Origin of the sequence: Clostridium saccharobutylicum DSM 13864 (genome assembly GCF_000473995.1) — a bacterium.
GTDB classification, from domain to species: domain Bacteria; phylum Bacillota; class Clostridia; order Clostridiales; family Clostridiaceae; genus Clostridium; species Clostridium saccharobutylicum.
This window is the reverse complement of the sequence record NC_022571.1, coordinates 4,138,621-4,161,591: the sequence shown is the minus strand read 5'-3', so window position 1 is coordinate 4,161,591 and position 22,971 is coordinate 4,138,621. Positions and strand designations below refer to the sequence as shown.

Here is a 22,971-nt window from a genome sequence, read left to right as displayed (position 1 = left end):
TATCAGTATAGTACGAATATCGTACTATACTGATATGGAAATATTATTAGGGAGATGGTTATATGCAAAATAATAAGAATATTTTTAAAGAAAATTCAAAAATAAATTATAATAAACAAGCTGAGTTTTATGATGAACGTGGTGATGGAAAATTTGTAGCTCCAATGTATGGTGAAATTATTAATAGAATACTGATTGAAAAACCTAAAAAGTTATTAGATGTTGGATGTGGAACTGGAAATGTATTAATGAAATTGAAGACAAATGAAGAAGTACAGTTATATGGACTAGACATCTCAGAAAAAATGATTGAAACAGCTAGGAAAAGACTTGGAAATAAAGCTGAATTAAAAGTAGGGGATTCAGAGAATATGGCATGGGAAGATAATTTTTTTGATGTTATTGTTTGTAATGCATCGTTTCATCATTATCCAAATCCAGAGAAAGTTTTGTTGGAAATGAAAAGGATGCTGAAGAATGATGGTACGTTAATTATTGGAGATCCAACTGCACCCGTAATTTTTAGACCAATTATTAATATATATTGCAAGGTTTCCAATAATGGTGATTACAGAATATATTCAAAAAGAGAAATTGAAGAACTTTTAATGAGATGTGGCTTTGAACCTATTAACTTTAAAATGATTAATTGTAAAAGTTTTGCTATTAATGCTAAAATAAAATAAGGCACATGAAAGAAAATAACAAGTCGAAAATGTCACAAGTATTTGTTATTTTCTTTAATGTGCCTAATAAATATAAACAAGTTTTGGAGTGAAGATATGGATAAAGAATGCAAAAGACAAATAAATGAATTAAATATACTTTGGCATGAGATGTTAATGAAATCTAACTATAAGGATATCCAATCAAAATATTCTAATATACAAGGTCTAAGTACTAATGAATTGACTATAATTAAAATTATCTCGCAAAAAGAAGAGGTTATCATAAAGGATATTTTAGAAGTATTAAATATCCCTAAAAGTACATTGACGAGTATAATAGATAAATTAGAAAAGCATAATTTTATTATTAGAGCTATTAGTAAACGAGATAGACGTTCTTATAAATTGGAACTTACACAAAAAGGAAAAGAAGTACAAGATGAACACATTAGATTTGAAGAAGAAGTGTATGGAAAGATAATGACTTCATTAGATACTTATGAAGAAAGGGAAGATTTCTTAAAACTTATAAGAAAGATTGCGGCTAATATTTGTTGCCGATAATTACCAAAGCATATATATGAAGAAAAATTGTTATGGGTCTTGATGATATTGTTTGATTATGAGAAAATAATCAAATGGTATAAAAATATTTCGTTAAATTACTACATAACTTTAAGTCATAAGTTTTTTACTTGTACTTTTTAGAAAGGAATATATTTAATATCTATTTTATAGATGTAAGCAGCCATAAGCTTAATCTATGTAATGCGTAATCAAGAAAATAATAGACCAATATTCTTGTTTGTTTTACATCATACTAAGTTGAATATTTGGTTTATTATTTTCTTTGATTGTGCCTAAGTATTAGGCACAATCAAAGAAAGAACATGCTAAAAATTTTTAAAAGAGGGTTAAGGATTATAATGAAAAAAGTAAATGAAATTTTTAGTGATTATGAATGTGATGGAAATATAAATACTGCGGTTGTACAATCTGTAACTTTGCGTAAAAAAACTAAAGTTTTAGAAATGGAAATTAGCTCAGATAAATACATTGAAATGATAGAGCTTGAGAGTTTTAATGAGTTTATAAAGCAAAGATTTTCATTAAATGATTCTAAAATCGCTATAAAGTATAGTGATGGAATAAATATAAGACCCATAGAAGATGAATTAAAAAATATTGTATTGCTATTGGAAAATAAGTATCCTGCTTTAAAGGCAGTGCTGAATAAAAGTGAATATGAAGTAGTTGGAAATGCTATAAATTTTAATTTTAAGGTTCCAGCAGCAGGTTTTTTGAAAATCATGGAATATGATAAAAAAATAAATGCGATTATAAAAAGTTTCTATGGTACTCAATATAAAATAAACTTTGTTGATAAGATAAGCAGTGAAGAATTAGAAAAGATGGCAGAAGATAGGCGTGCAAAGGAAGCTACGTTTATAAAAGAAATTAAAAGCACACAAAGCGTGACTGTTTCTGAGCCAGTTAAAAAAGAGGAAGAAAAGAAACAGGAAATAAAAGCCGAAGGTGATGGAAAGAAAGGAAATCCATTCTTAATTTTAGGTAGAAGTGCTAATATTAAGGACCCTATAGTGAAGATTAATGATATAACACCTGATGAAGGAAGAGTAGCTATAGAAGGGGAAATATCAAATATAGAAGCAAAGGAATTAAGAAGTGGAAAAATGTTAATTTCCTTTGATTTATATGATGGTTCAAATTCCATGACTTGTAAAATATTTTGTAAGCCTACTGAATATGATCAAGTATTCTCTAGAATTAAAAAAGCTAAAGGACTTAGGCTTGTTGGAAATGCAGGTTATAGTAATTTCTCTCATGAAGTTGAGCTTATTGCTAATATTGTAATTGAGACACAAGGAATTAAGAGAATTAAGAGGATGGATAATGCAGAAGTTAAGAGAGTTGAACTTCATATGCATACACAAATGAGTCAGATGGATGCAATGACAAGTGCTGGTGATCTCATTAAAAGAGCCATGAGCTGGGGAATGAAATCAATAGCTATAACTGATCATGGAGTGGTTCAATCATTTCCTGAAGCACATAAGCTTCTTGGAAGAGATAATCCAGATATGAAAGTTATATATGGAGTTGAAGCTTATTTAGCCCCAGATAAAAAGCCATCTGTAACAAATATCAAGGGACAAAGTATTGATACAACATATTGTGTTCTAGATTTAGAAACTACAGGATTCTCTCCAGTAACAGAAAAAATTACTGAAATAGGAATCATGAAAGTCAAGGATGGAAAGGTAATAGATAAATTTAGTACATTTGTAAATCCTAAAAAGCCAATTCCATTAAGAGTTGTTGAAGTTACCAATATAACTGATGATATGGTAAGAAATGCTGAAACTATAGATAAGGTATTTCCTAAAATGCTTGAGTTTATTGAAGGAAGTGTTTTAGTTGCTCATAATGCTGAATTCGATATTAACTTTTTAAAGCATAATGCAAGAGTTTTAGGTCATGACTTTGATTTCACTTATATAGATACATTGACTTTAGCACAAGATATTTTCTATGATTTTAAATCTTATAAATTAGGAAGAATTGCTAAGAATCTTGGGATAAAGGTGGAGGTTGCTCATAGAGCTCTAGATGATGTTGATACAACTGTTAAGGTGTTTAACATAATGATTGAAAAGCTTAAGGAAAGAGGAGCACAAACTATTGAGGATATAGAAGTATATGCTTGTGATGAGGAATCTAAGAAGGTAGCATATAAGAAAGTTAAAACTTATCATGCAATAATATTAGCAAAGGATTATGTAGGATTAAAGAATTTGTATAAGCTTGTATCATATTCTCATTTGGATTATTTCTATAAAAAGCCACGTATATTAAAGAGTATGTATGAAAAATATTCTGAAGGTTTAATCCTTGGTAGTGCGTGTAGTGAAGGTGAATTGTTTAAATCAATTCTCTTAGGGAAATCAGAAGAGGAAATAGAAAAGATTGCAAGTTACTATGATTATTTAGAAATTCAGCCTCTAGGAAATAATGATTATTTAGTAAGACAAGAGCAAGTGCCAAATAAAGATTACCTAAAGAAAATTAATAAGAAAATTATAGCACTAGCAGACAAATTAAATAAACCTGTAGTTGCAACAGGCGATGTTCATTTCATGGATCCTGAAGATGAGATATATAGACGTATAATGGAAGCGGCGCAAGGATTTAAAGATGCAGATGATCAAGCGCCATTATATTTAAGAACAACTGAAGAGATGCTTAGAGAATTTGATTATTTAGGAGAAGAAAAAGCTTATGAGGTTGTAGTTACAAATACTAATAAGGTAGCAGATATGTGTGAGCAAATTAGTCCTATTTCACCAGAGAAGTGTCCACCGCACATAGATGGTTGTGAGCAGACAATTAAAGATATTGCATATGAAAAGGCACATGAACTGTATGGAGATCCTCTTCCAGAAATAGTTCAGGCTAGGCTTGATAAAGAGCTGGATTCAATTATAAAAAATGGATTCTCAGTAATGTATATCATCGCTCAAAAGCTGGTATGGAAATCAAATGAAGATGGATATTTGGTAGGATCCAGAGGATCAGTTGGTTCTTCTTTTGTAGCAAACATGACTGGTATAACAGAAGTAAACGCACTTCCTCCTCATTATAGATGTCCTAAATGTAAATATTCGGATTTTGAAGATTACGGTGTTTTAAATGGTTTCGATTTACCTGATAAAGTATGCCCTGTTTGTGGTGAAAATCTTCATAAGGATGGAATAGATATACCATTTGAAACATTCCTAGGCTTTAATGGAGATAAAGAGCCCGATATAGATTTAAACTTCTCAGGAGAATATCAGGCAAAAGCCCATAGATATACAGAAGTTATCTTTGGTAAGGGTACAACATTTAAAGCTGGAACCATAGGTACTATAGCAGAAAAAACAGCCTTTGGTTATGTGAAGAAGTATTATGATGAAAGAAACCGTCCAATAAACAAGGCAGAAACAATGAGAATAGCAGCAGGTTGTACGGGTATAAAAAGAACTACTGGACAGCATCCAGGAGGAATAATAGTTGTTCCAAAAGGACGTGAAATATTTGAATTTTGTCCAGTGCAGCATCCAGCAGATGATGCTAATTCGGATATTATAACAACACACTTTGATTATCACTCTATTGACCAGAACCTTTTGAAGCTGGATATACTAGGGCACGATGATCCGACAGTTATAAGAATGCTTCAAGATTTAACAGGGGTTAATCCACATGAGATACCTATGGATGATAAGGCAACTATGTCTTTATTCTTCTCTACAGAAGCTCTTGGGGTAACTCCACAGCAGATAAATTCGCAGGTAGGAACGTTTGGAATACCTGAGTTTGGTACTAAGTTCGTTAGAGGAATGCTTGTAGATACAAAGCCAACAACTTTTGCAGATTTGTTATGTATATCAGGACTTTCTCATGGTACAGATGTATGGCTTGGAAATGCTAAGGACTTAATTGACAATGGAGTAATTACTAGCATAAGTGATGCCGTATGTACAAGAGATGATATTATGGTTTATTTAATTAAAAAAGGACTTCCACCTAATACTGCATTTAAAATAATGGAAACTGTCCGTAAGGGTAAAGCATTAAAGGAACCTAAATTCCCAGAATATGAAGCAATGATGAGAGAGCATGATGTGCCAGAATGGTATATAACATCATGTAAGAAGATAAAATACATGTTCCCTAAGGCCCATGCTGCAGCTTATGTAATGATGGCCTTCAGAATAGCCTGGTTTAAGGTTCATATACCTAAAGCTTATTATGCAACATATTTTAGTATTAGAGCAAAGGCCTTCGATGCAGAATTTATGATTTTTGGAAAAGAAAAAGTTAAGGCAAAAATGCAGGAAATTCAAGCTCTTGGAAATGATGCAGGTCCTAAGGATAAGGATATGTATGATGATTTAGAGATAGTTCTTGAAATGTACGAGAGAGGAATTAGATTCCTGCCAATTGATTTGTATAAATCTAAGGCTACAAGATTTCAAGTTGAAGAGGATGGAATAAGACCGCCGATAAACAGTATATCAGGTATGGGAAATGTGGCTGCAGAAGGTATAGCTAATGCTGCTAAAGAAAAATCATTTAATTCCGTAGATGACGTAAAGAAACGTTCTAAAATAGGAAATGCAGCTATAGATTTACTAAGAAAATTTGACTGCTTAAAGGGACTTCCTGAAAGTGATCAGATGAGCTTTTTTGATGGACTTTAGATTTATGTGGAACTAACCGAAAGAAAGAGGGACTATTTTACTCGGTTGCTATATAATTTAGCTGTGGATTTCTTCCAGTAGAAGTTGTACCCATTCTTGCATGCTCCTCAAGCAAGTTGAGGACATGCAAAAATGGAACAACTTCTACTGAAGAAATGCCTACAGCCAAATTATCAACGCAACACTACGTGAAATAGTCCCTCTTTCTTTCTGGAGTTGAATATATTTCAAAGATAAAATCTAGCTCGTAGTTTGTTTATCTATATAATAATTAATAAGGCACATTCAAAAAAATAATTCAAAATATCAAAATATAGTTATAAAAATAGCAGATTCAAGGTGAAGGTTTGCCTTGAGTCTGTTATTTTTTGATTTAATCAGGTTATTTAAATTGCTATATTTGTGTTATTGAAAAATGATGTAATGAGTATCTGAAATGGTTACTTTTTAATGCACTAAAATATACATATAAAAATGAAAAGATTATAACAGCTTTATTTGATTACAATCTTCTCATTTTTTGAATTTAGGATAAAAATTGAAATGACTTGGAATAAAAGCTATAGATGAACTTATTAGTATATAAATCCATCTATAGCTCTTTAAATAAAGAAAATAACAGTTTAACTCACACCAATAAAGATACCTTAATATCTAATTATAATCTTTCGACTATAATTAAACAGTTCACTACCAATATTGATACTTTGTTCAACTACATAAGATACTTACACGACCATATATAACCTCACGGCTATATATGATTATTACATCACCAAATGCAATCTTAACTCGACACTAAAAAATAAGTTGGAATCCCATTATAATAAATATTAAATCGACTATAATAAGACTTTTCCTAACTTTATAGAATCTATCATCACTAAAATATAAGACTTTAAACTCATATAGAAGTTCTGAAATATACATCATTTTGTGATATACATCTTTGCTCACTGTTAAGTTCTTTATGATAGTAGAATACCACGAAATAGAAAAGTTAATACCATGAAATTAATGGAAAAACAATTAATTATAAATAATAAGCAGATAATAAAATTTTAAGATTATTTGTTTATTTTTCACAAGGAATCGCCAAATAATTGATGTGACATTTCAATTGTGTGGCGATTTATATTTTTAAGTTAAAAAGAAATATCACTTCTAATTAAGATTTAATCATTTAGAATATATTATTAAAAATAAATATATTATGTAAAGTATTTGCTTTTAATGATTCATTTTATATGTTTAGAGAAAAAAGCATGTATTTTGATTTAATATTATTATATAATGTGGAAAATCTCAGACGGGGTGCACATTTATTTTTGGGGACTATTAGGCAATTATGTCGAGTAGATACATAATGTGCAAAATTAACTATTTTTATAAAATAATTGTTTTTTTATCAATCCAATGCAAGTTGTTGTATATCGTTAAACGCCTTAAGGTCATTTTATATAGAATTTTATTGAAATAACTTCAGGCGTTTAATTTAGGTACGTGAAAATAAATAACAAGTCCAATTTGCCATGAATATTTTTCATCAGGCGAGGAGGCAAATTGCCCTCATATCGGGCCTATTAGGTCAATTTGTCGGCGTAGCATGATGGAAAATAGGTTGGAAAATGGACTTGTTATTTATTTGAATGTGCCTCATATAAAAATTTTTCTAAATTTAATGCATAAGTAAGTAAGTAATATAATAAAAAGGAGTGGTAAAATCATGTCTGAAAATCAAAGTGTGAATGTTTTAAAAGAAGAAAACCTATATCCATTAACATCATATCAAAGGGATATTTGGATTCAACAATGTTTATATCCAAATAGACAACTCTATAATATTGGAGCAAATTTTGTTATTGAAGGAAGTATAGATTACGATATATTTCAGAAGGCTATTAATATTTTAATTAAGGGAAATGATGCCCTACGAATAAATATTATAAAGAAAGATGACCAATATTATCAAAAAATTCAGCCAGAATTAAATTATCATGTTGATTTTCATGATTTTTCAAAAGCGAAAGATCCAATAAAAGAAAGTTTAGAGTGGATTGAAAATGAAACTATAAAATTATTTGATATGTACAATAATTTTTTATTTAAGTTTAGTTTATTAAAGGTTAATGAAAATTTATTTTATTGGTTAATGATACAGCATCATGTAATTACAGATGGATGGGGATGCTATATTGCAATGAGCAAGGTAGTTGATATTTATAACCGTCTTATAGATGAAGATAATTTAAGAGATGTAATTTTAGAAGGAAATATAAATGAACAGAAAAGTAATTCTTATATCAATTTTATTAGAGATAATATAGATTATTTGAAATCAGAGAAATATAAAAAGGATGCTGATTTTTGGAAAGAATATTTTAAAGAAGTACCTCAGCCTTTTATAAATAGAAGTGCTAAAAAAATACAAGGAACAATTACAAGTTCACGAAAAAAACTAATAGTAAAATGGGATGTATATGAAAAAATCGTTGAATATTCAAAGAAAAATGGATGCTCAACATTTCATTATATGTTAGGAATATTATATATGTGTTTTAGCAAGATATATGATAAGAATGAGTTGGTTATAGGAATACCTATACTAAATAGAAAAAATGCAGAACAAAAAAATATGTTGGGGCTTTTTGTAAATCTAATTCCTTTAAAGATAAGTAGTGATAAAAATGAGAGCTTTGATTCAATTTTAAATAAAATAAAAAAAGAGCTATTACGATGTTATAGACATCAAAAATTTCCTTTAGGTGAAATTTTTAAATTAGCTAATAGTGATTCTGAAAATAAAAGAAATATTTTTGATATTACCTTATCTTATGAAAAATTTGATTTTTATAAACGATTTGCAGGTCATAAAACAGTTACACATGCCTTAATGAATAAGAGTGAAGAAAATGCATTAGCTATGTTTGTAAGAGAGTATGCTGATGGAGAAGATGTAGAAATAGATTTTGATTATAGATTTGATGTATTTGATTCAAATTTTCCTATTGAAAATGTTATGTCATATTTCAAGATTTTACTAGAAAGTGTTGTGAATTATCCTTGCAATGCAATATCTCAATTTGAAATATTAAGAGATGAGGAAAAACAAAAAATACTTTATGATTTTAATGATACAAAAGCTAATTATTCAAGAAATAAAACAATGCATCAATTATTTGAAGAGCAAGTAGAAAAAACACCTGATAATTTGGCAGCTGTATTTGAAGGAAAAGAAATAACATATAGAGAGTTAAATGAAAGAGCAAATCAATTGGCAGTTTTTCTTAAGAAGAAAGAAATAAATACAGGTACGCCAGTCGCCATAATTGTTGAACGTTCTATGGAAATGCTTATAGGGGTAATGGGAATATTAAAATGTGGAGGAGCTTATGTACCTATAGATCCTAAATTCCCTATAACAAGAATAAAAACAATAATAAAGAATAGTAATATTTCTTGTATTGTGACACAAGGTGAACAAATTGAACTTATAAAAGAATTACAAAAAGAAAATAATGATATAAAAAGTGTAATTTGTATTGATATTCAAGAAGATGAGAACTTTGAAAATGAGAATATTGTGACAGCAAAAGAACTTGTAAATCTTCCAAAAGAAAACTTAGGTGAATTAAGTACTTCAGAAGATATAGCTTATATAATATATACTTCTGGCTCAACAGGAACACCAAAGGGAGTAGTTATAAAACATAAACCTGCAATAAATTTGATTGAATGGGTAAATAAGAAATTTAACGTAGGTGAAAAAGATCAAGTATTATTTGTTACCTCTTTCTGTTTTGATTTATCAGTATATGATATGTTTGGAATTTTAGCTGCTGGAGGTTCTATAAGAATTGCATCTAAGGATGAGGTTAAGGATTCACAAAAATTACTTAATATTATTTGTGAAGAGCCAATTACTTTTTGGGATTCTGCACCAGCAGCACTTCAACAGCTTGTGCCATTGCTTCCAAAAGACAAGGAAGTTGTTAAGAATGGTAAGTTGAGATTGATTTTCCAAAGTGGAGACTGGATTCCAGTCACCCTTCCAGGAATAATGAAGAAAGCTTTTCCAGGTGTAAAGGTAATTAGTTTTGGTGGAGCAACAGAAGCAACAATATGGTCAAATTATTATGAGATAGAAAAAGTAGATCCTAATTGGATAAGCATACCATATGGAAAGCCTATTCAAAATGCAAAGTATTATATATTGGATTCTAATTTAAATCCATGTCCAATGGGAGTAGCTGGAGATTTGTATATTGGAGGAGAATGTTTAGCTGAGGGGTATGCAAATGATTTAAAGCAAACAGAGGAAAGATTTATACCAAATCCATTTGTACAAGAATGCAATGAAAAAATGTACAAAACAGGAGATATGGCTAGATGGATGCAAGATGGTAACATGGAATTCTTAGGTAGAAAAGACCATCAAGTTAAGATAAGAGGCTACAGAATAGAAATTGGAGAAATAGAATATCAATTGTTGCAACATGAATCTATAAAAGAAGTGTTTGTTATGGCAAGAGAAGATGAAAGTAAAAATAAATATCTTTGTACATATATAGTAGCAGAAGATGAGTTGACTGTAGCAGAATTAAGACAATACTTATCACATTTATTACCAGCATATATGATTCCTTCATATTTTATACAAATTCCTAATATGCCAATAACAAGTAATGGAAAGATAGATAGAAAGGCATTGCCTATGCCAGATGGAAGTTTAAATACTGGAAAAGTGTATGAAGAACCTACAAATGAAATTGAAGAAAAATTAGTACATATATGGAGAAAAGTTTTAGGAATAAATAAGTTGGGAATTAATGATAACTTTTTTGATCTTGGTGGAGATTCATTAAATGCTGTAAGAATCATAGCAGCAATAAATAAAGAGTTAAATGTTGAAATTTCATTAAGAGATATGTTTGATTTTAGTGAAATAAAAACATTATCAAAACAAATTCAGCAAAAAAATAAAACTGAATTTAAGTTAATAGATGCTATAGAAGAAAAAGACTATTATGAATTATCTTCTGCACAAAAAAGGTTATTTGTTATAAAACAATTTCAAGATACAAGTATAAATTATAATATGCCTTCTGTAACTATTATTGAAGGAAAACTTGATACAGAAAAGTTTGAAAATGTGTTTAAAGAGCTAATAAAAAGACATGAGTCATTAAGAACCTCATTTGAGATTATAGATGGAATTCCTATGCAAAAGATCTATAAAGAAATTGATTTTAAGATGGAGTTTATTGAAAAAGATGAAAAAGAACTTGAAAGTATAATAAAGCAATTTTTAAAACCTTTTGTGTTAAATGAACCTCCACTTTTAAGAGTGACTTTAGTGAAATTAAAAGAAGAAAGATATGCTATGCTTTTAGACATTCATCATATAGTATCAGATGGAGTGTCTATGGAAATTTTATTAAAAGAAATTGGATATTTATATGAGGGCAAAAAATTAGACGAATTAAAAATACAATATAAAGATTTTTCGGAATGGCAAAAGAAGTTTTTTACAACAGAAGCTGCTAAAAAGCAAGAAGCGTATTGGTTAAAAGAATTTTCAGGAAAAATACCAGTGCTTAATATGCCAACAGATTATCAAAGACCATCAGAGCAAAGTTTTGAGGGAGATAAAATAAAGTTTAGATTAGATAAGACAGTGACAGATAAGTTGAAAGAGATAGCTGCCAAAACAGATGCAACATTATATATGACAATTGTTGCAGCATATAATGTATTGCTGTCAAAATACACAGGACAAGAAGATATAATTGTAGGATCTCCTGTGGCAGGAAGAACTCATGAATCATTTCAAAATATAGTTGGAATGTTTGTAAATACAATAGCTTTGAGAAATTTTCCAAAGTCAGATAAGAAATTTATAGAATTTTTAACAGAAGTAAAGAAGAAATTTTTAGAATCATACGAAAATCAAGATTATCAATTTGAAGAGCTAATAGTCCGTCTTGATGTAGAGAAAGATTTTAGCAGAAATCCTTTGTTTGATACAATGGTGGCTTGGCAAAATGTAGATATACGTGAAGCTGATATATCTGGTTTAAGTTTTGTTCCATATGATTTTAATTCCTCAATAGCAAAGTTTGATTTAACACTGCTTGTATATGAAAGCAAAGAAGGATTAGAATGCACTTTTGAATATTGTACAAAGCTATTTAAAAAGGAAACTATAGAAAAATTTGCAGCAAGTTTTGGAAAGGTATTAACTCAAATAGTTGAAAATTCTAAAGCGACAATATTACAAATAGAAATTGTTGAGGAGTCTGAAAAGAAAAAGCTTCTTTATGATTTTAATGATACAAAAGCTAATTATTCAAGAAATAAAACAATGCATCAATTATTTGAAGAGCAAGTAGAAAAAACACCTGATAATTTGGCAGCTGTATTTGAAGGAAAAGAAATAACATATAGAGAGTTAAATGAAAGAGCAAATCAATTGGCAGTTTTTCTTAAGGAGAAGGGAATAAATGCAGGTATGCCAGTAGCCATAATTGTTGAACGTTCTATGGAAATGATTATAGGGGTAATGGGAATATTAAAATGTGGTGGAGCTTATGTACCTATAGATCCTAAATTCCCTATAACAAGAATAAAAACAATAATAAAGAATAGTAATATTTCTTGTATTGTGACACAAGGTGAACAAATTGAACTTATAAAAGAATTACAAAAAGAAAATAATGATATAAAAAGTGTAATTTGTATTGATATTGAAGAAGATGAGAACTTTGAAAATGAGAATATTGTTACAGCAAAAGAACTTGTAAATCTTCCAAAAGAAAACTTAGGTGAATTAAGTACTTCAGAGGATATAGCTTACATAATATATACTTCTGGCTCAACAGGAACACCAAAGGGAGTAGTTATAAAACATAAACCTGCAATAAATTTGATTGAATGGGTAAATAAGAAATTTAACGTAGGTGAAAAAGATCAAGTATTATTTGTTACCTCTTTCTGTTTTGATTTATCAGTATATGATATGTTTGGAATTTTAGCTGCCGGAGGTTGTATAAGAATTGCATCTAAGGATGAGGTTAAGGATTCACAAAAATTACTTAATATTATTTGTGAAGAGCCAATTACTTTTTGGGATTCTGCACCAGCAGCACTTCAACAGCTTGTGCCATTGCTTCCAAAAGACAAGGAAGTTGTTAAGAATGGTAAGTTGAGATTGATTTTCCAAAGTGGAGATTGGATTCCTGTCACCCTTCCAGGAATAATGGAGAAAGCTTTTCCAGGCGTAAAGGTAATTAGTCTTGGTGGAGCAACAGAAGCAACAATATGGTCAAATTATTATGAGATAGAAAAAGTAGATGCTAATTGGATAAGCATACCATATGGAAAGCCTATTCAAAATGCAAAGTATTATATATTGGATTCTAATTTAAATCCATGTCCAATGGGAGTAGCTGGAGATTTGTATATTGGAGGAGAATGTTTAGCTGAGGGATATGCAAATGATTTAAAGCAAACAGAGGAAAGATTTATACCAAATGCATTTGTACAAGAGTGTAACGAAAAAATGTACAAAACAGGAGATATGGCCAGATGGATGCAAGATGGTAATATGGAGTTCTTAGGTAGAAAAGACCATCAAGTTAAAATAAGAGGCTACAGAATAGAAATTGGAGAAATAGAATATCAATTGTTGCAACATGAATCTATAAAAGAAGTGTTTGTTATGGCAAGAGAAGATGAAAGTAAAAATAAGTATCTTTGTGCATATATAGTAGCAGAAGAAAATTTGACAGTGGCAGAATTGAGAAAATATTTAGGAAATTTATTACCATCATATATGATTCCTTCATATTTAATACAAATTCCTAATATGCCAATAACAAGTAATGGAAAGATAGATAGAAAAGCACTGCCTATGCCAGATGGAAGGTTAAATACTGGAACAAACTACGAGGAACCTACAAATCAAATTGAAGAAAAATTAGCAGGTATATGGAATGAGATTTTAGGAATAAGCAAGATAGGAATTAATGATAATTTCTTTGATCTTGGTGGAGATTCAATAAAAGCAATACAGATAGTATCTCGTATGAATGCAATAAATTTAAAAATAGAGATAAAAGATTTACTTAAAAATCCTACAATAAAAGATCTATCTAAGAAGGTAAGAGTATCAACTAAGCAAATAGAACAAGGAGCTGTAAGTGGACAAGTACCTTTAACACCAATACAAAAGTGGTATTTAGAGCAGAAAACAGAGGATATAAATTATTTTAATCAAGCTGTTATGCTATATAAAAAAGATGGATTTGACTCAAATATTGTTAAAAAAGTATTCAAGAAAATACTTGAACATCATGATTCTTTGAGAATGAGATATAAGAAAGATGAAAATGGAATATTGCAGTATTGCAACCCTATAGAAGAAATAGAAATAACAATTACAGAAAGAGATTTCAGATATAATTTGGATTTTGAACAAGAAATCGAAGAAGAAACAAATAAAATACATAGAAGCTTAAATTTAAGCGATGGTCCATTGTTTGGGTTAGCAATTTTTAAAACATTTGAAAGAGAATATTTGTTAATTGTTATCCATCATATGGTAGTAGACGGAATATCATGGAGAATACTATTGGAAGATTTAGCTTCAGGATACAAACAAGAATTATCTAATAAAGAAATACAGTTCCCTAAAAAAACAGATTCCTACAAAGAGTGGGGTGAAAAGCTTGAACTTTATGCAAATACTAAAAATGCATTGAAAGAAATAGATTACTGGGGAGCAATAGAAAATACACAGGTTGAATCTTTGCCTAAGGATAAAATTATAGATAAAAATATGGTGGCTGATAGCAAAGTAGTTCATGTGACATTATCAGAGCAAAAAACAGAACAGTTATTGAGAGATGTAAACAAAGCATATAACACAGAAGTAAATGATATATTAATAACTGCTTTATGTTTAACTGTGAAAAATTGGACAGATAAAGATAATGTAATTATAAATTTAGAAGGCCACGGAAGAGAAGAAATAATAGAAGATATAGATATTACAAGAACAGTAGGATGGTTTACGTCGATGTATCCTGTAATATTTGATATGTCAAAATCAGAAGAAATATCCTACCAAATAAAAAATATAAAAGAAACTTTAAGAAATGTACCAAACAAAGGAATAGGATATGGAATATTAAAGTATTTAACAGATGGTTCAAGCAAAAAAGGAATAGAGTTTAATAAAAAAGCAGAAATATGCTTCAATTATTTAGGGCAGTTTGATATTCAAGAAGATACGGAAATGTTTAGTATTTCATCTTTATCTACAGGAGAATCTATAAGCGAAAAACTAGAAAAAGAATTCGCTATTGAGATAAATGGAAAAGTATTAGAAGGTAAGTTAGCGTTAGATATTAATTATAATAAAAATGAATATTATGAAGAAACAATAAATACCTTTGCGGAAAATTATATAAGAAATTTGGAAAATATATTAGATCATTGTGTGGATAAAGATACTGTTGAATTAACTCCAAGTGATTTTGGGGATGAGGATATTCTTTCTATTGAAGAACTTGACAATATAAATAGTTTATTTAACTAATTTAGGCACATTCAAAAAAACAACAAGTCCATTTGCTAGAATGTTTTTTATACGAGGAATCTCGGCTCACATTCGCTCATTGCGTGTTCTTTGAGTAAGCGACCATAATTAAATCATAGATAATAACAGGGAAAGTTCGAAGAGTGAAATATAAAATTTCGATTCTCACTTTTGAGATGTCGGCTTAACTCATTCATAGCAAATTGGACTTGCTATTCATTTTCATGTGCTTTATGTAAAGAGAGGGGCTGTATTAAATTGAGAAAAAATACTAAAATTCAAAAAATATATTCGTTAACACCAATGCAAGAGGGAATGTTATTTCATGCTATGAACGATAAAAGCTCAAGTGTTTATTTTGAACAAATTTTGCTTCATTTAGATGGGCAGCTTGATGTAGATATATTACAAAAAAGCTTTAATATATTACTTCAAAGATATGATATTTTAAGAACTGCTATCGTATACGAAAAGATTGAAAAGCCAAAGCAAGTTGTATTGGCAGAAAGAGCTTCTGAGATAGTTTTTAAAGATATATCAGATTTAAATGAAGAAGAAAGAAAAGATTATATAGAAGAATTTAAAAAAGATGATATTAAAAGAGGTTTTGATTTAACAAGAGATACACTTATAAGAATATCAGTAATAAAGAAAGCTCCTAAGTCTTATGGGCTAGTGCTAAGTTTTCATCATATTATAATGGATGGATGGTGTTTAGCAATTGTTTTTAAAGAATTATTTGAAATATATGTATCTTTAAAAGAAAATCAAGAATTAGCTGAAAAAGAAATTCATCCATATAACGACTATATACAATGGTTTTTCAAACAAAATAAAGAAGAGGCTATAGCGTATTGGGATAAGTATCTTGAAGGGATTGAAAAGGAATCTATAGTTCCTAATTTTGCAAGTACTGTTAGTGAAGAAAAATATGTACTTAGGGAACATGTATTTGAAATAGAAGAAGAAGCTACAGAAAAATTAAAACTAATGGCAAAAGATAATAAAGTAACAGTAAATACTGTTTTTCAATCATTATGGGGATCAATGCTTCAAAAATATAATAATACTAATGATATTATATTTGGTTCTGTAGTATCTGGTAGACCGCCTGAGATAAATGGAATTGAAGAAATGGTAGGACTATTTGTAAATACAATTCCAGTTCGAATAAACTGTGATAAAGAAATGAGCTTCCAAGAATTAATAAAAAAAATTCACGAAGAAGCAGCATTATCAACTGGATATCATTATGTTCCATTATCAGAAATACAATCTAATACAGATTTAAAGAATAACCTTATAAATCATTTAGTTGGTTTTGAAAATTATCCTTTACAAGATGATATTAATAGTTTTTTTGGTAGTGAAGATTTATTAGGATTTAAAGTTAATGATATTGATATATTTGAACAAATAAATTATGACTTCAATATAATTGTAGTTCCAGGAGATAAATTAAAAATTCGTCTTAGTTATAATGAGGCCGTTTATACAAAAGAAGCTGTAAAAAATATAGAAAACCATATGAAGCAAGTTTTACATGAAGTTATTGAAAATCCTAAAATACAAATAAAGGATATAGAAATAATAACAAAAGAGGAAAAACAAAAAGTATTATTTGATTTTAATAATACAGAAAGCTTATATCCTCAAGATAAAACAGTTCATGAGTTATTTATGGAACAAGCTAAGAAAAATCCAAATAAGATTGCAGTAGTGTTTAAAGGTGTTGAATTCACATATAGGGAACTAGATGAAAAATCAAATAGATTAGCAAATTATATTAGAGAACAAGAAAATACGGGGTCTGATTTCCTAGTAGGAATTTTAATGGATAGCAGCGAAAAAATGTTTATTGCAATATTAGGTATATTAAAAGCAGGTGGTGCCTATGTTCCAATTGATCCAGAATATCCAGAGGAAAGAATAAAATATATAATTGATGATGCTAAAATAAAGCTTATGCTATCTACTACGGAACATATAAGAGTATTGAACAGGCTACAGTGGGAATGTGAAAATTTTAGTACATATGTATGTCTAGATGAAAGAAATGTATATGAAGTTGAAGAAAAAGAGAAAAATGAGTTAATGAATACACGTCTTTGGCAACAGGTTGCAGATGATGCTGTTGATGATATAGAAGCTGGAGGATGGAAAAATAGTTACACTGGGGAAGATTTATCAAAAGAAGAAATGGATGAATACTCAAGTAATATATTTGAAAAACTAAGACCTTATTTAAATAAAGATGTAAGAGTATTGGAAATAGGTTGTGCATCAGGTTTAAGTATGTTTAAAATTGCTCCACTAGTAAATATGTATTATGGTACAGATCTTTCTGATAGTATAATAGAGAAAAATAGGAACAAGGTAAAAGAAGAAAAGATCTCAAATATAAAATTAGCTTGTCTTCAAGCAGGCGAAATAGATAAGCTTGATGATAATAACTTTGATATTGTAATTATAAACAGCGTAATACAATGCTTTCATGGACATAACTATTTAAGAAAAGTAATAACTAAGGTAGTGAATAAGTTAGGCGAAAAGGGAATTCTATTTATTGGGGATGTAATGGATCAAGATTTAAAAGCAGAATTAATTGAATCATTAATAGAATTTAAAAACTGTCATTCTGAGGAAAACTATAGAACAAAGACTGATTTTTCAAATGAACTTTTTGTTTCAAGAAACTTTTTTGAAGATATAGCTATGGATATTAAGGAAATAAAAAGTGTAAAATTCACTGATAAAATGCATACAATTGAAAATGAATTAACTAAATTTAGATATGATGCTCTATTTGAAATTGATAAAAAAGAGGAAAAGAAACTTATAGTTCCAAAACATAAATATCAATTAGGGAATAGTATTTTAGAAGAATACAGTAATCAGCATACTAAATCAGAAGTTAAAGTCAATGACTTAGCATATGTAATTTATACATCAGGTACAACAGGCAATCCAAAAGGTGTAATGATAGAACATAGATCTTTAGTTAATTTATGTTTTTGGCATAATGAACACTTTGAAGTAAATGTAAATGATAGAAGCACAAAATATGCAGGAGTTGGTTTTGATGCTTCTGTATGGGAAATATTCCCGTATCTTATTGCTGGCACAACTATATATATAATTGAAAATGATATGAAATTAGACATAAAAAAACTAGAAAAATTTTATAATGACAATGCTATTACTATAAGCTTTCTGCCAACTCAAATTTGTGAGCAATTTATGGAAGAGTGCAATTTCAAAAGTTTAAGAAAAGTTTTAGCTGGAGGAGATAAGTTAAAGAATTATTTCAAAAAAGAATATGATTTAATTAATAATTATGGACCTACAGAAAATACAGTAGTTACAACAAGTTTTGTAGTGAATAAAGAATATGCAAATATTCCAATAGGAAAACCTATATCAAACAGTAAGATATATATTTTAGATAAAAATCAAAATATACAGCCAATTGGAATACCAGGGGAACTATGTATTTCAGGAAAAGGATTAGCAAGAGGATATGTTAACAATGTATCTTTAACAAAAGAAAAATTTATATCAAATCCATTTGAAGATGGAGAAAGAATGTACAAGTCTGGTGATTTAGCAAGGTGGTTACCAGATGGAAATATAGAGTTTTTAGGAAGAATAGATAGTCAAGTTAAAATTAGAGGATTCAGAATAGAATTAGGTGAGATAGAAAGCCAAATTCTAAAATATGAAAAAGTAAAAGAGGTAGTAACAGTTGTAAAGGAAACAGGAAAAGATGACAAAAGCATTTATGCATATATAGTCTCTGATGAAAAATTACAAATTCAATATTTGAAGGAATTTTTATCAAAAACACTGCCATCTTATATGATTCCAGCATATTTTATACAACTTGAAGCAATGCCATTAAATGCAAATGGAAAAATAGATAAAAAAGCTCTATTGAAAATAGCATATAAGGTAAATGAAGATATATCTTTTGAAGAATCTCGTAATGAGTTAGAAGAAAAAATTGCAAGTATATGGAAGGATATATTGGGAATAAGTAACATTGGAATAAACGAAGACTTTTTTGAATTAGGTGGAGACTCGTTAAAAGCAATAAGATTTGTTTTAAAATGTGAGCAAATTGGACTAAATTTAAAAATAAATGATATATTTAAATATTCAAGTATAAAGAAACTCTCAGAGTATTTAGGTATTGTTGATAACAAAAATAATTTAATTGAGACTGCTGAAGAAGCTTCAGAAGCTATAACGTGTAAATTTGGAGTTAAAAGTAAACTTATAAAGTATAATGTTGAAGAAAAAGAATATTATGTTTTATTTATAGATGACTCAGTATCAGTAAAAGTAGAAGAGCTAATAGGATTTATAAAAGAAAAAATCAATAAAAACATATGTCCACATTATATAAAGCCTATATCTACAATGAAATTAGCACAGAAGACTTCAATGCAGATGCATTCAATGCAATTTTCAGAAAATGTGGCTTTAAAAACTGGACTTCTAACAGATGTAAGTAAAGAATTAATGGAAAAGGTAAAAGAGGAAGAATGTAATTTTAATAATTCTATACTTAAACAGAATGTAGTAAGAAAGTATGGAATTGCTCCTTGTCAAAAGTTCCATTTAGAGTATTTGGAAAAGTCAGGAACTATTATTAAAATTGAACGCTATTTAGATATTAATCTTTTACATAAAGCAATATTACATTTAATTTCGAAACAAGGATTATTAAGAAGTATACTTGTAAAAGAGGAAGAAGAATATTTGTGGCAGGAATATAATGTTCCAGAAAAGCTTTCAATTCCTTATGTAGATTTATCAGAGTATGATCCAGAGTTTAACAAGGAATTTCTTAAAATTAACATAGGACAGTATTTTACAAAAGGATATGAAAAAGAAAAATCACTTTTATATAAAATGTTACTAGTAAAAGAAAATTTAAAAGATTATCTTTTAGTATTACCTTTCTCACATGCTATATTTGATGCTATGAGCAGTGAAATTTTATCAAGAAAAATATTTGAATATTATGATGCTCTTGAAAATGGAAAAGATATTACTGATGCAGAAGTTGAAAGTTATGAAAGTTATATAGAACAGGTAAAACAAGGTTCTAAATCTATTACAGAAGAAGAAGTAATAAATGTTTTTGGGTTAGAAGAATTTGAAAGGTATTTATCAAAAATAGAGGATACATCTTCAAAATGCGGTATTGCAAAAGTAACAGCTTTTAATTACGATATAAGCTTAGAAGAAATACAAAAGTCTAATTTTGGGGGTGAGTCTTCAGAAATACCATTAGAACTTGTAAATAGTGTTTGTCAAAAACATTTTTCAATTCCTAAAGTTCCAATATATATGATTGGATATGGAAGAAAATACGAAGAAAAAACGTACTTCAATACAATTGGAGAATTTATTGATTTGATTCCTATATTAGGATGTAATGATGGTAACGACAAAAGAAAATTAATGGAGCAAGCTCAAGATAAATTAAATATATCATCAAAGCATGGAATTAACTTTTTCAATTTAATATTTGGAAAGGAAATCTCAGAAAGTGATAAGAAAATGCAATACCTTATGAAAAAGCATTCTTTAGAACATTCTATAGTATTTAATTTTCAAGGCAAATTTGAAAAAGAAGAAGATCAATTTATTAATGATTTAATATTAGGGGAGAACACTAATTATGAAATGCTGGGATTTGTTCCAAGGATGCAGTTTAACGCAAGATGTTATAAGGATATGGTTAGAATAACAGTATTTTTAGCTTTTGCTAGTGAGGAAGAAAAGATTAGAGAACTGCTCAATACAGAATTAGAAAATATTCTAAAAAGTACAATGTAGATATATTTTTTAATCATATAAGAGAAAATAATAAAATATTGAAAATAAAGCCTGAACAATATAAAGTATTATTGTAAGGCTTTGTTTTTATAGAGAAAAGTAACTAAAAGATATAAAATGGCATTTGCTCAGAGGGAGATGATATTACAAATAAAATCAATTATATTACGCAAGAAGAATTAATTAATAGTTTTATATTTTATGATAGAAATGGGTGTTAAAATACATGAATGATAAATTTTTAAGTGTAGAAATAAGAACACAAAATTTAGATATGATTAATTATACATATTTGATAATAGATAATTATACAAAGAAAGCAACGATAATAGATCCAGCATGGGAGTTTGATAAAGTGACTTCTATAATAAAAAAATATGATGCAAATTTGGTTAGTATATTGTTAACGCATTCTCACAATGACCATGTTAATTTGGTGGAAAAGTTAGTGGAAAAGTTTGATGTAGATGTATATATGTCAAAAGAGGAAGCATCATTTTATGAATACAAAACCCGAAATTTGAAGTTAATTAATGATAATGAAATTATTATTTTAGGAAATACTCAAATCAAATGTATTTTAACTGCTGGTCATACACATGGTAGCATGTGTTTTTTTGTTGAAGATCAAAAGTTATTCACAGGGGATACTCTCTTTGTTGAAGGATGCGGTCGTTGTGATTTGTTTGGAGGCTCTGCTGATGAAATGTTCAATAGTATAAAAAAAATAAAGAATGGGATTCCTCAAAATGTAAAGATATATCCAGGACATTCATTTGGGTTTAAGGGTGGTGTTGAATTAAAAGAATTGGATAAGTTTAATTTTTATTATAATATTGAGTCTAAAGATAATTTTATAATGTTTAGAATGAGAAAAAATCAGAATATGAATAATGTGTTCAAGTAAATTAAGGCACATTCAAAAAAATAACAAGTACATCTGCCAAGAAAAGTTCCGTATTGCAGCATAGCTGCTCTTTTCTAATGTGCCCATTTTTCATCATGCTACGTCAGCGGATTCCTCTAATAGCCAGCTATTAGACAAATCCACTTCCTTGCTTGATGCAAAATAATCAGAGCATTTTGGACTTGTTATTTTCTTTCATGTACATAAATATTTGTATAATATATATATTGACAATTAAGGATTACAGTAGTAATCTAACTATAGATTACAATTGTAATTCTAAGTAAGGGAGTGGACATTATGAATGAAATACCCAAAATATCAGAAGCAGAATGGGAAGTAATGAAAATTGTTTGGGCAGATTCGCCTAAAACTTCAAATCAAATTATTGAAGCTTTAGAAGACACAAAGGATTGGAAACCTAAAACAATAAAAACATTAATAAGTAGATTGGTTAGTAAAAATGCACTTGGATTTAATGAGGAAGGCAGAAAATATCTTTATTATCCATTAGTAAATGAAAATGAATGTATTCGTGCAGAGAATGAAACATTCTTAAGCAAAGTTTATAATGGTGCTATCAAAAATATGTTAGTTAGTTTTATAAAAGAAAGTGACTTAAGCAAAGAAGATATAGAAGATCTTAAAAAGATACTAGATGAGAGGAATAAGTAATAT

At 28.8% G+C, this 22,971-nt stretch carries 7 protein-coding genes and 2 pseudogenes; all 9 read left to right on the top strand.

Annotated elements, in window-relative coordinates:
* Positions 1-62 precede the first annotated feature (62 nt).
* A complete protein-coding gene (locus tag CLSA_RS18125; protein ID WP_022748644.1) occupies positions 63-686 on the top strand; it encodes a class I SAM-dependent methyltransferase in 624 nt (207 codons plus the stop codon).
* A gap of 96 nt (positions 687-782) precedes the next feature.
* Positions 783-1,232 (top strand): MarR family winged helix-turn-helix transcriptional regulator, encoded by a 450-nt coding sequence (locus CLSA_RS18120; RefSeq protein ID WP_022748641.1) that lies wholly within the window; start codon positions 783-785, stop codon positions 1,230-1,232.
* Between the two features lie 362 nt (positions 1,233-1,594).
* Positions 1,595-5,935 (top strand): DNA polymerase III subunit alpha, encoded by a 4,341-nt coding sequence (polC, locus tag CLSA_RS18115; protein WP_022748638.1) that lies wholly within the window; start codon positions 1,595-1,597, stop codon positions 5,933-5,935.
* Between the two features lie 1,726 nt (positions 5,936-7,661).
* On the top strand, positions 7,662-15,536 hold the full coding sequence (locus tag CLSA_RS18110; protein ID WP_022748631.1) for a non-ribosomal peptide synthetase: 7,875 nt from the start codon (positions 7,662-7,664) through the stop codon (positions 15,534-15,536).
* A gap of 171 nt (positions 15,537-15,707) precedes the next feature.
* Positions 15,708-18,158 (top strand): annotated as a pseudogene (locus CLSA_RS24655) (condensation domain-containing protein); the annotation flags it as partial.
* 240 nt (positions 18,159-18,398) lie between these two features.
* Positions 18,399-19,712: pseudogene (locus CLSA_RS24650) on the top strand (non-ribosomal peptide synthetase); the annotation flags it as partial.
* Positions 19,713-19,958: 246 nt separating this feature from the next.
* Complete coding sequence (locus CLSA_RS24645; protein WP_442855442.1) at positions 19,959-21,386, top strand: condensation domain-containing protein; 1,428 nt, start codon at positions 19,959-19,961, stop codon at positions 21,384-21,386.
* Positions 21,387-21,612: 226 nt separating this feature from the next.
* Positions 21,613-22,293 carry an MBL fold metallo-hydrolase gene (locus tag CLSA_RS18100; protein ID WP_022748621.1) on the top strand — a complete coding sequence of 227 codons (681 nt, stop codon included), beginning with the start codon at positions 21,613-21,615 and terminating at the stop codon, positions 22,291-22,293.
* A 300-nt stretch (positions 22,294-22,593) separates the two neighbouring features.
* Positions 22,594-22,968 (top strand): CopY/TcrY family copper transport repressor, encoded by a 375-nt coding sequence (locus tag CLSA_RS18095; RefSeq protein WP_022748616.1) that lies wholly within the window; start codon positions 22,594-22,596, stop codon positions 22,966-22,968.
* Positions 22,969-22,971: the final 3 nt, after the last annotated feature.

What these genes read in the sequence shown, in the direction of transcription:
- CLSA_RS18120 (WP_022748641.1), top strand. Translation starts at nt 783, where the DNA reads ATGGATAAAGAATGCAAAAGACAAATAAATGAATTAAATATACTTTGG.
- CLSA_RS18110 (WP_022748631.1), top strand. Translation starts at nt 7,662, where the DNA reads ATGTCTGAAAATCAAAGTGTGAATGTTTTAAAAGAAGAAAACCTATAT.
- polC (WP_022748638.1), top strand. Translation starts at nt 1,595, where the DNA reads ATGAAAAAAGTAAATGAAATTTTTAGTGATTATGAATGTGATGGAAAT.
- CLSA_RS18100 (WP_022748621.1), top strand. Translation starts at nt 21,613, where the DNA reads ATGAATGATAAATTTTTAAGTGTAGAAATAAGAACACAAAATTTAGAT.
- CLSA_RS18125 (WP_022748644.1), top strand. Translation starts at nt 63, where the DNA reads ATGCAAAATAATAAGAATATTTTTAAAGAAAATTCAAAAATAAATTAT.
- CLSA_RS18095 (WP_022748616.1), top strand. Translation starts at nt 22,594, where the DNA reads ATGAATGAAATACCCAAAATATCAGAAGCAGAATGGGAAGTAATGAAA.
- CLSA_RS24645 (WP_442855442.1), top strand. Translation starts at nt 19,959, where the DNA reads ATGAAATTAGCACAGAAGACTTCAATGCAGATGCATTCAATGCAATTT.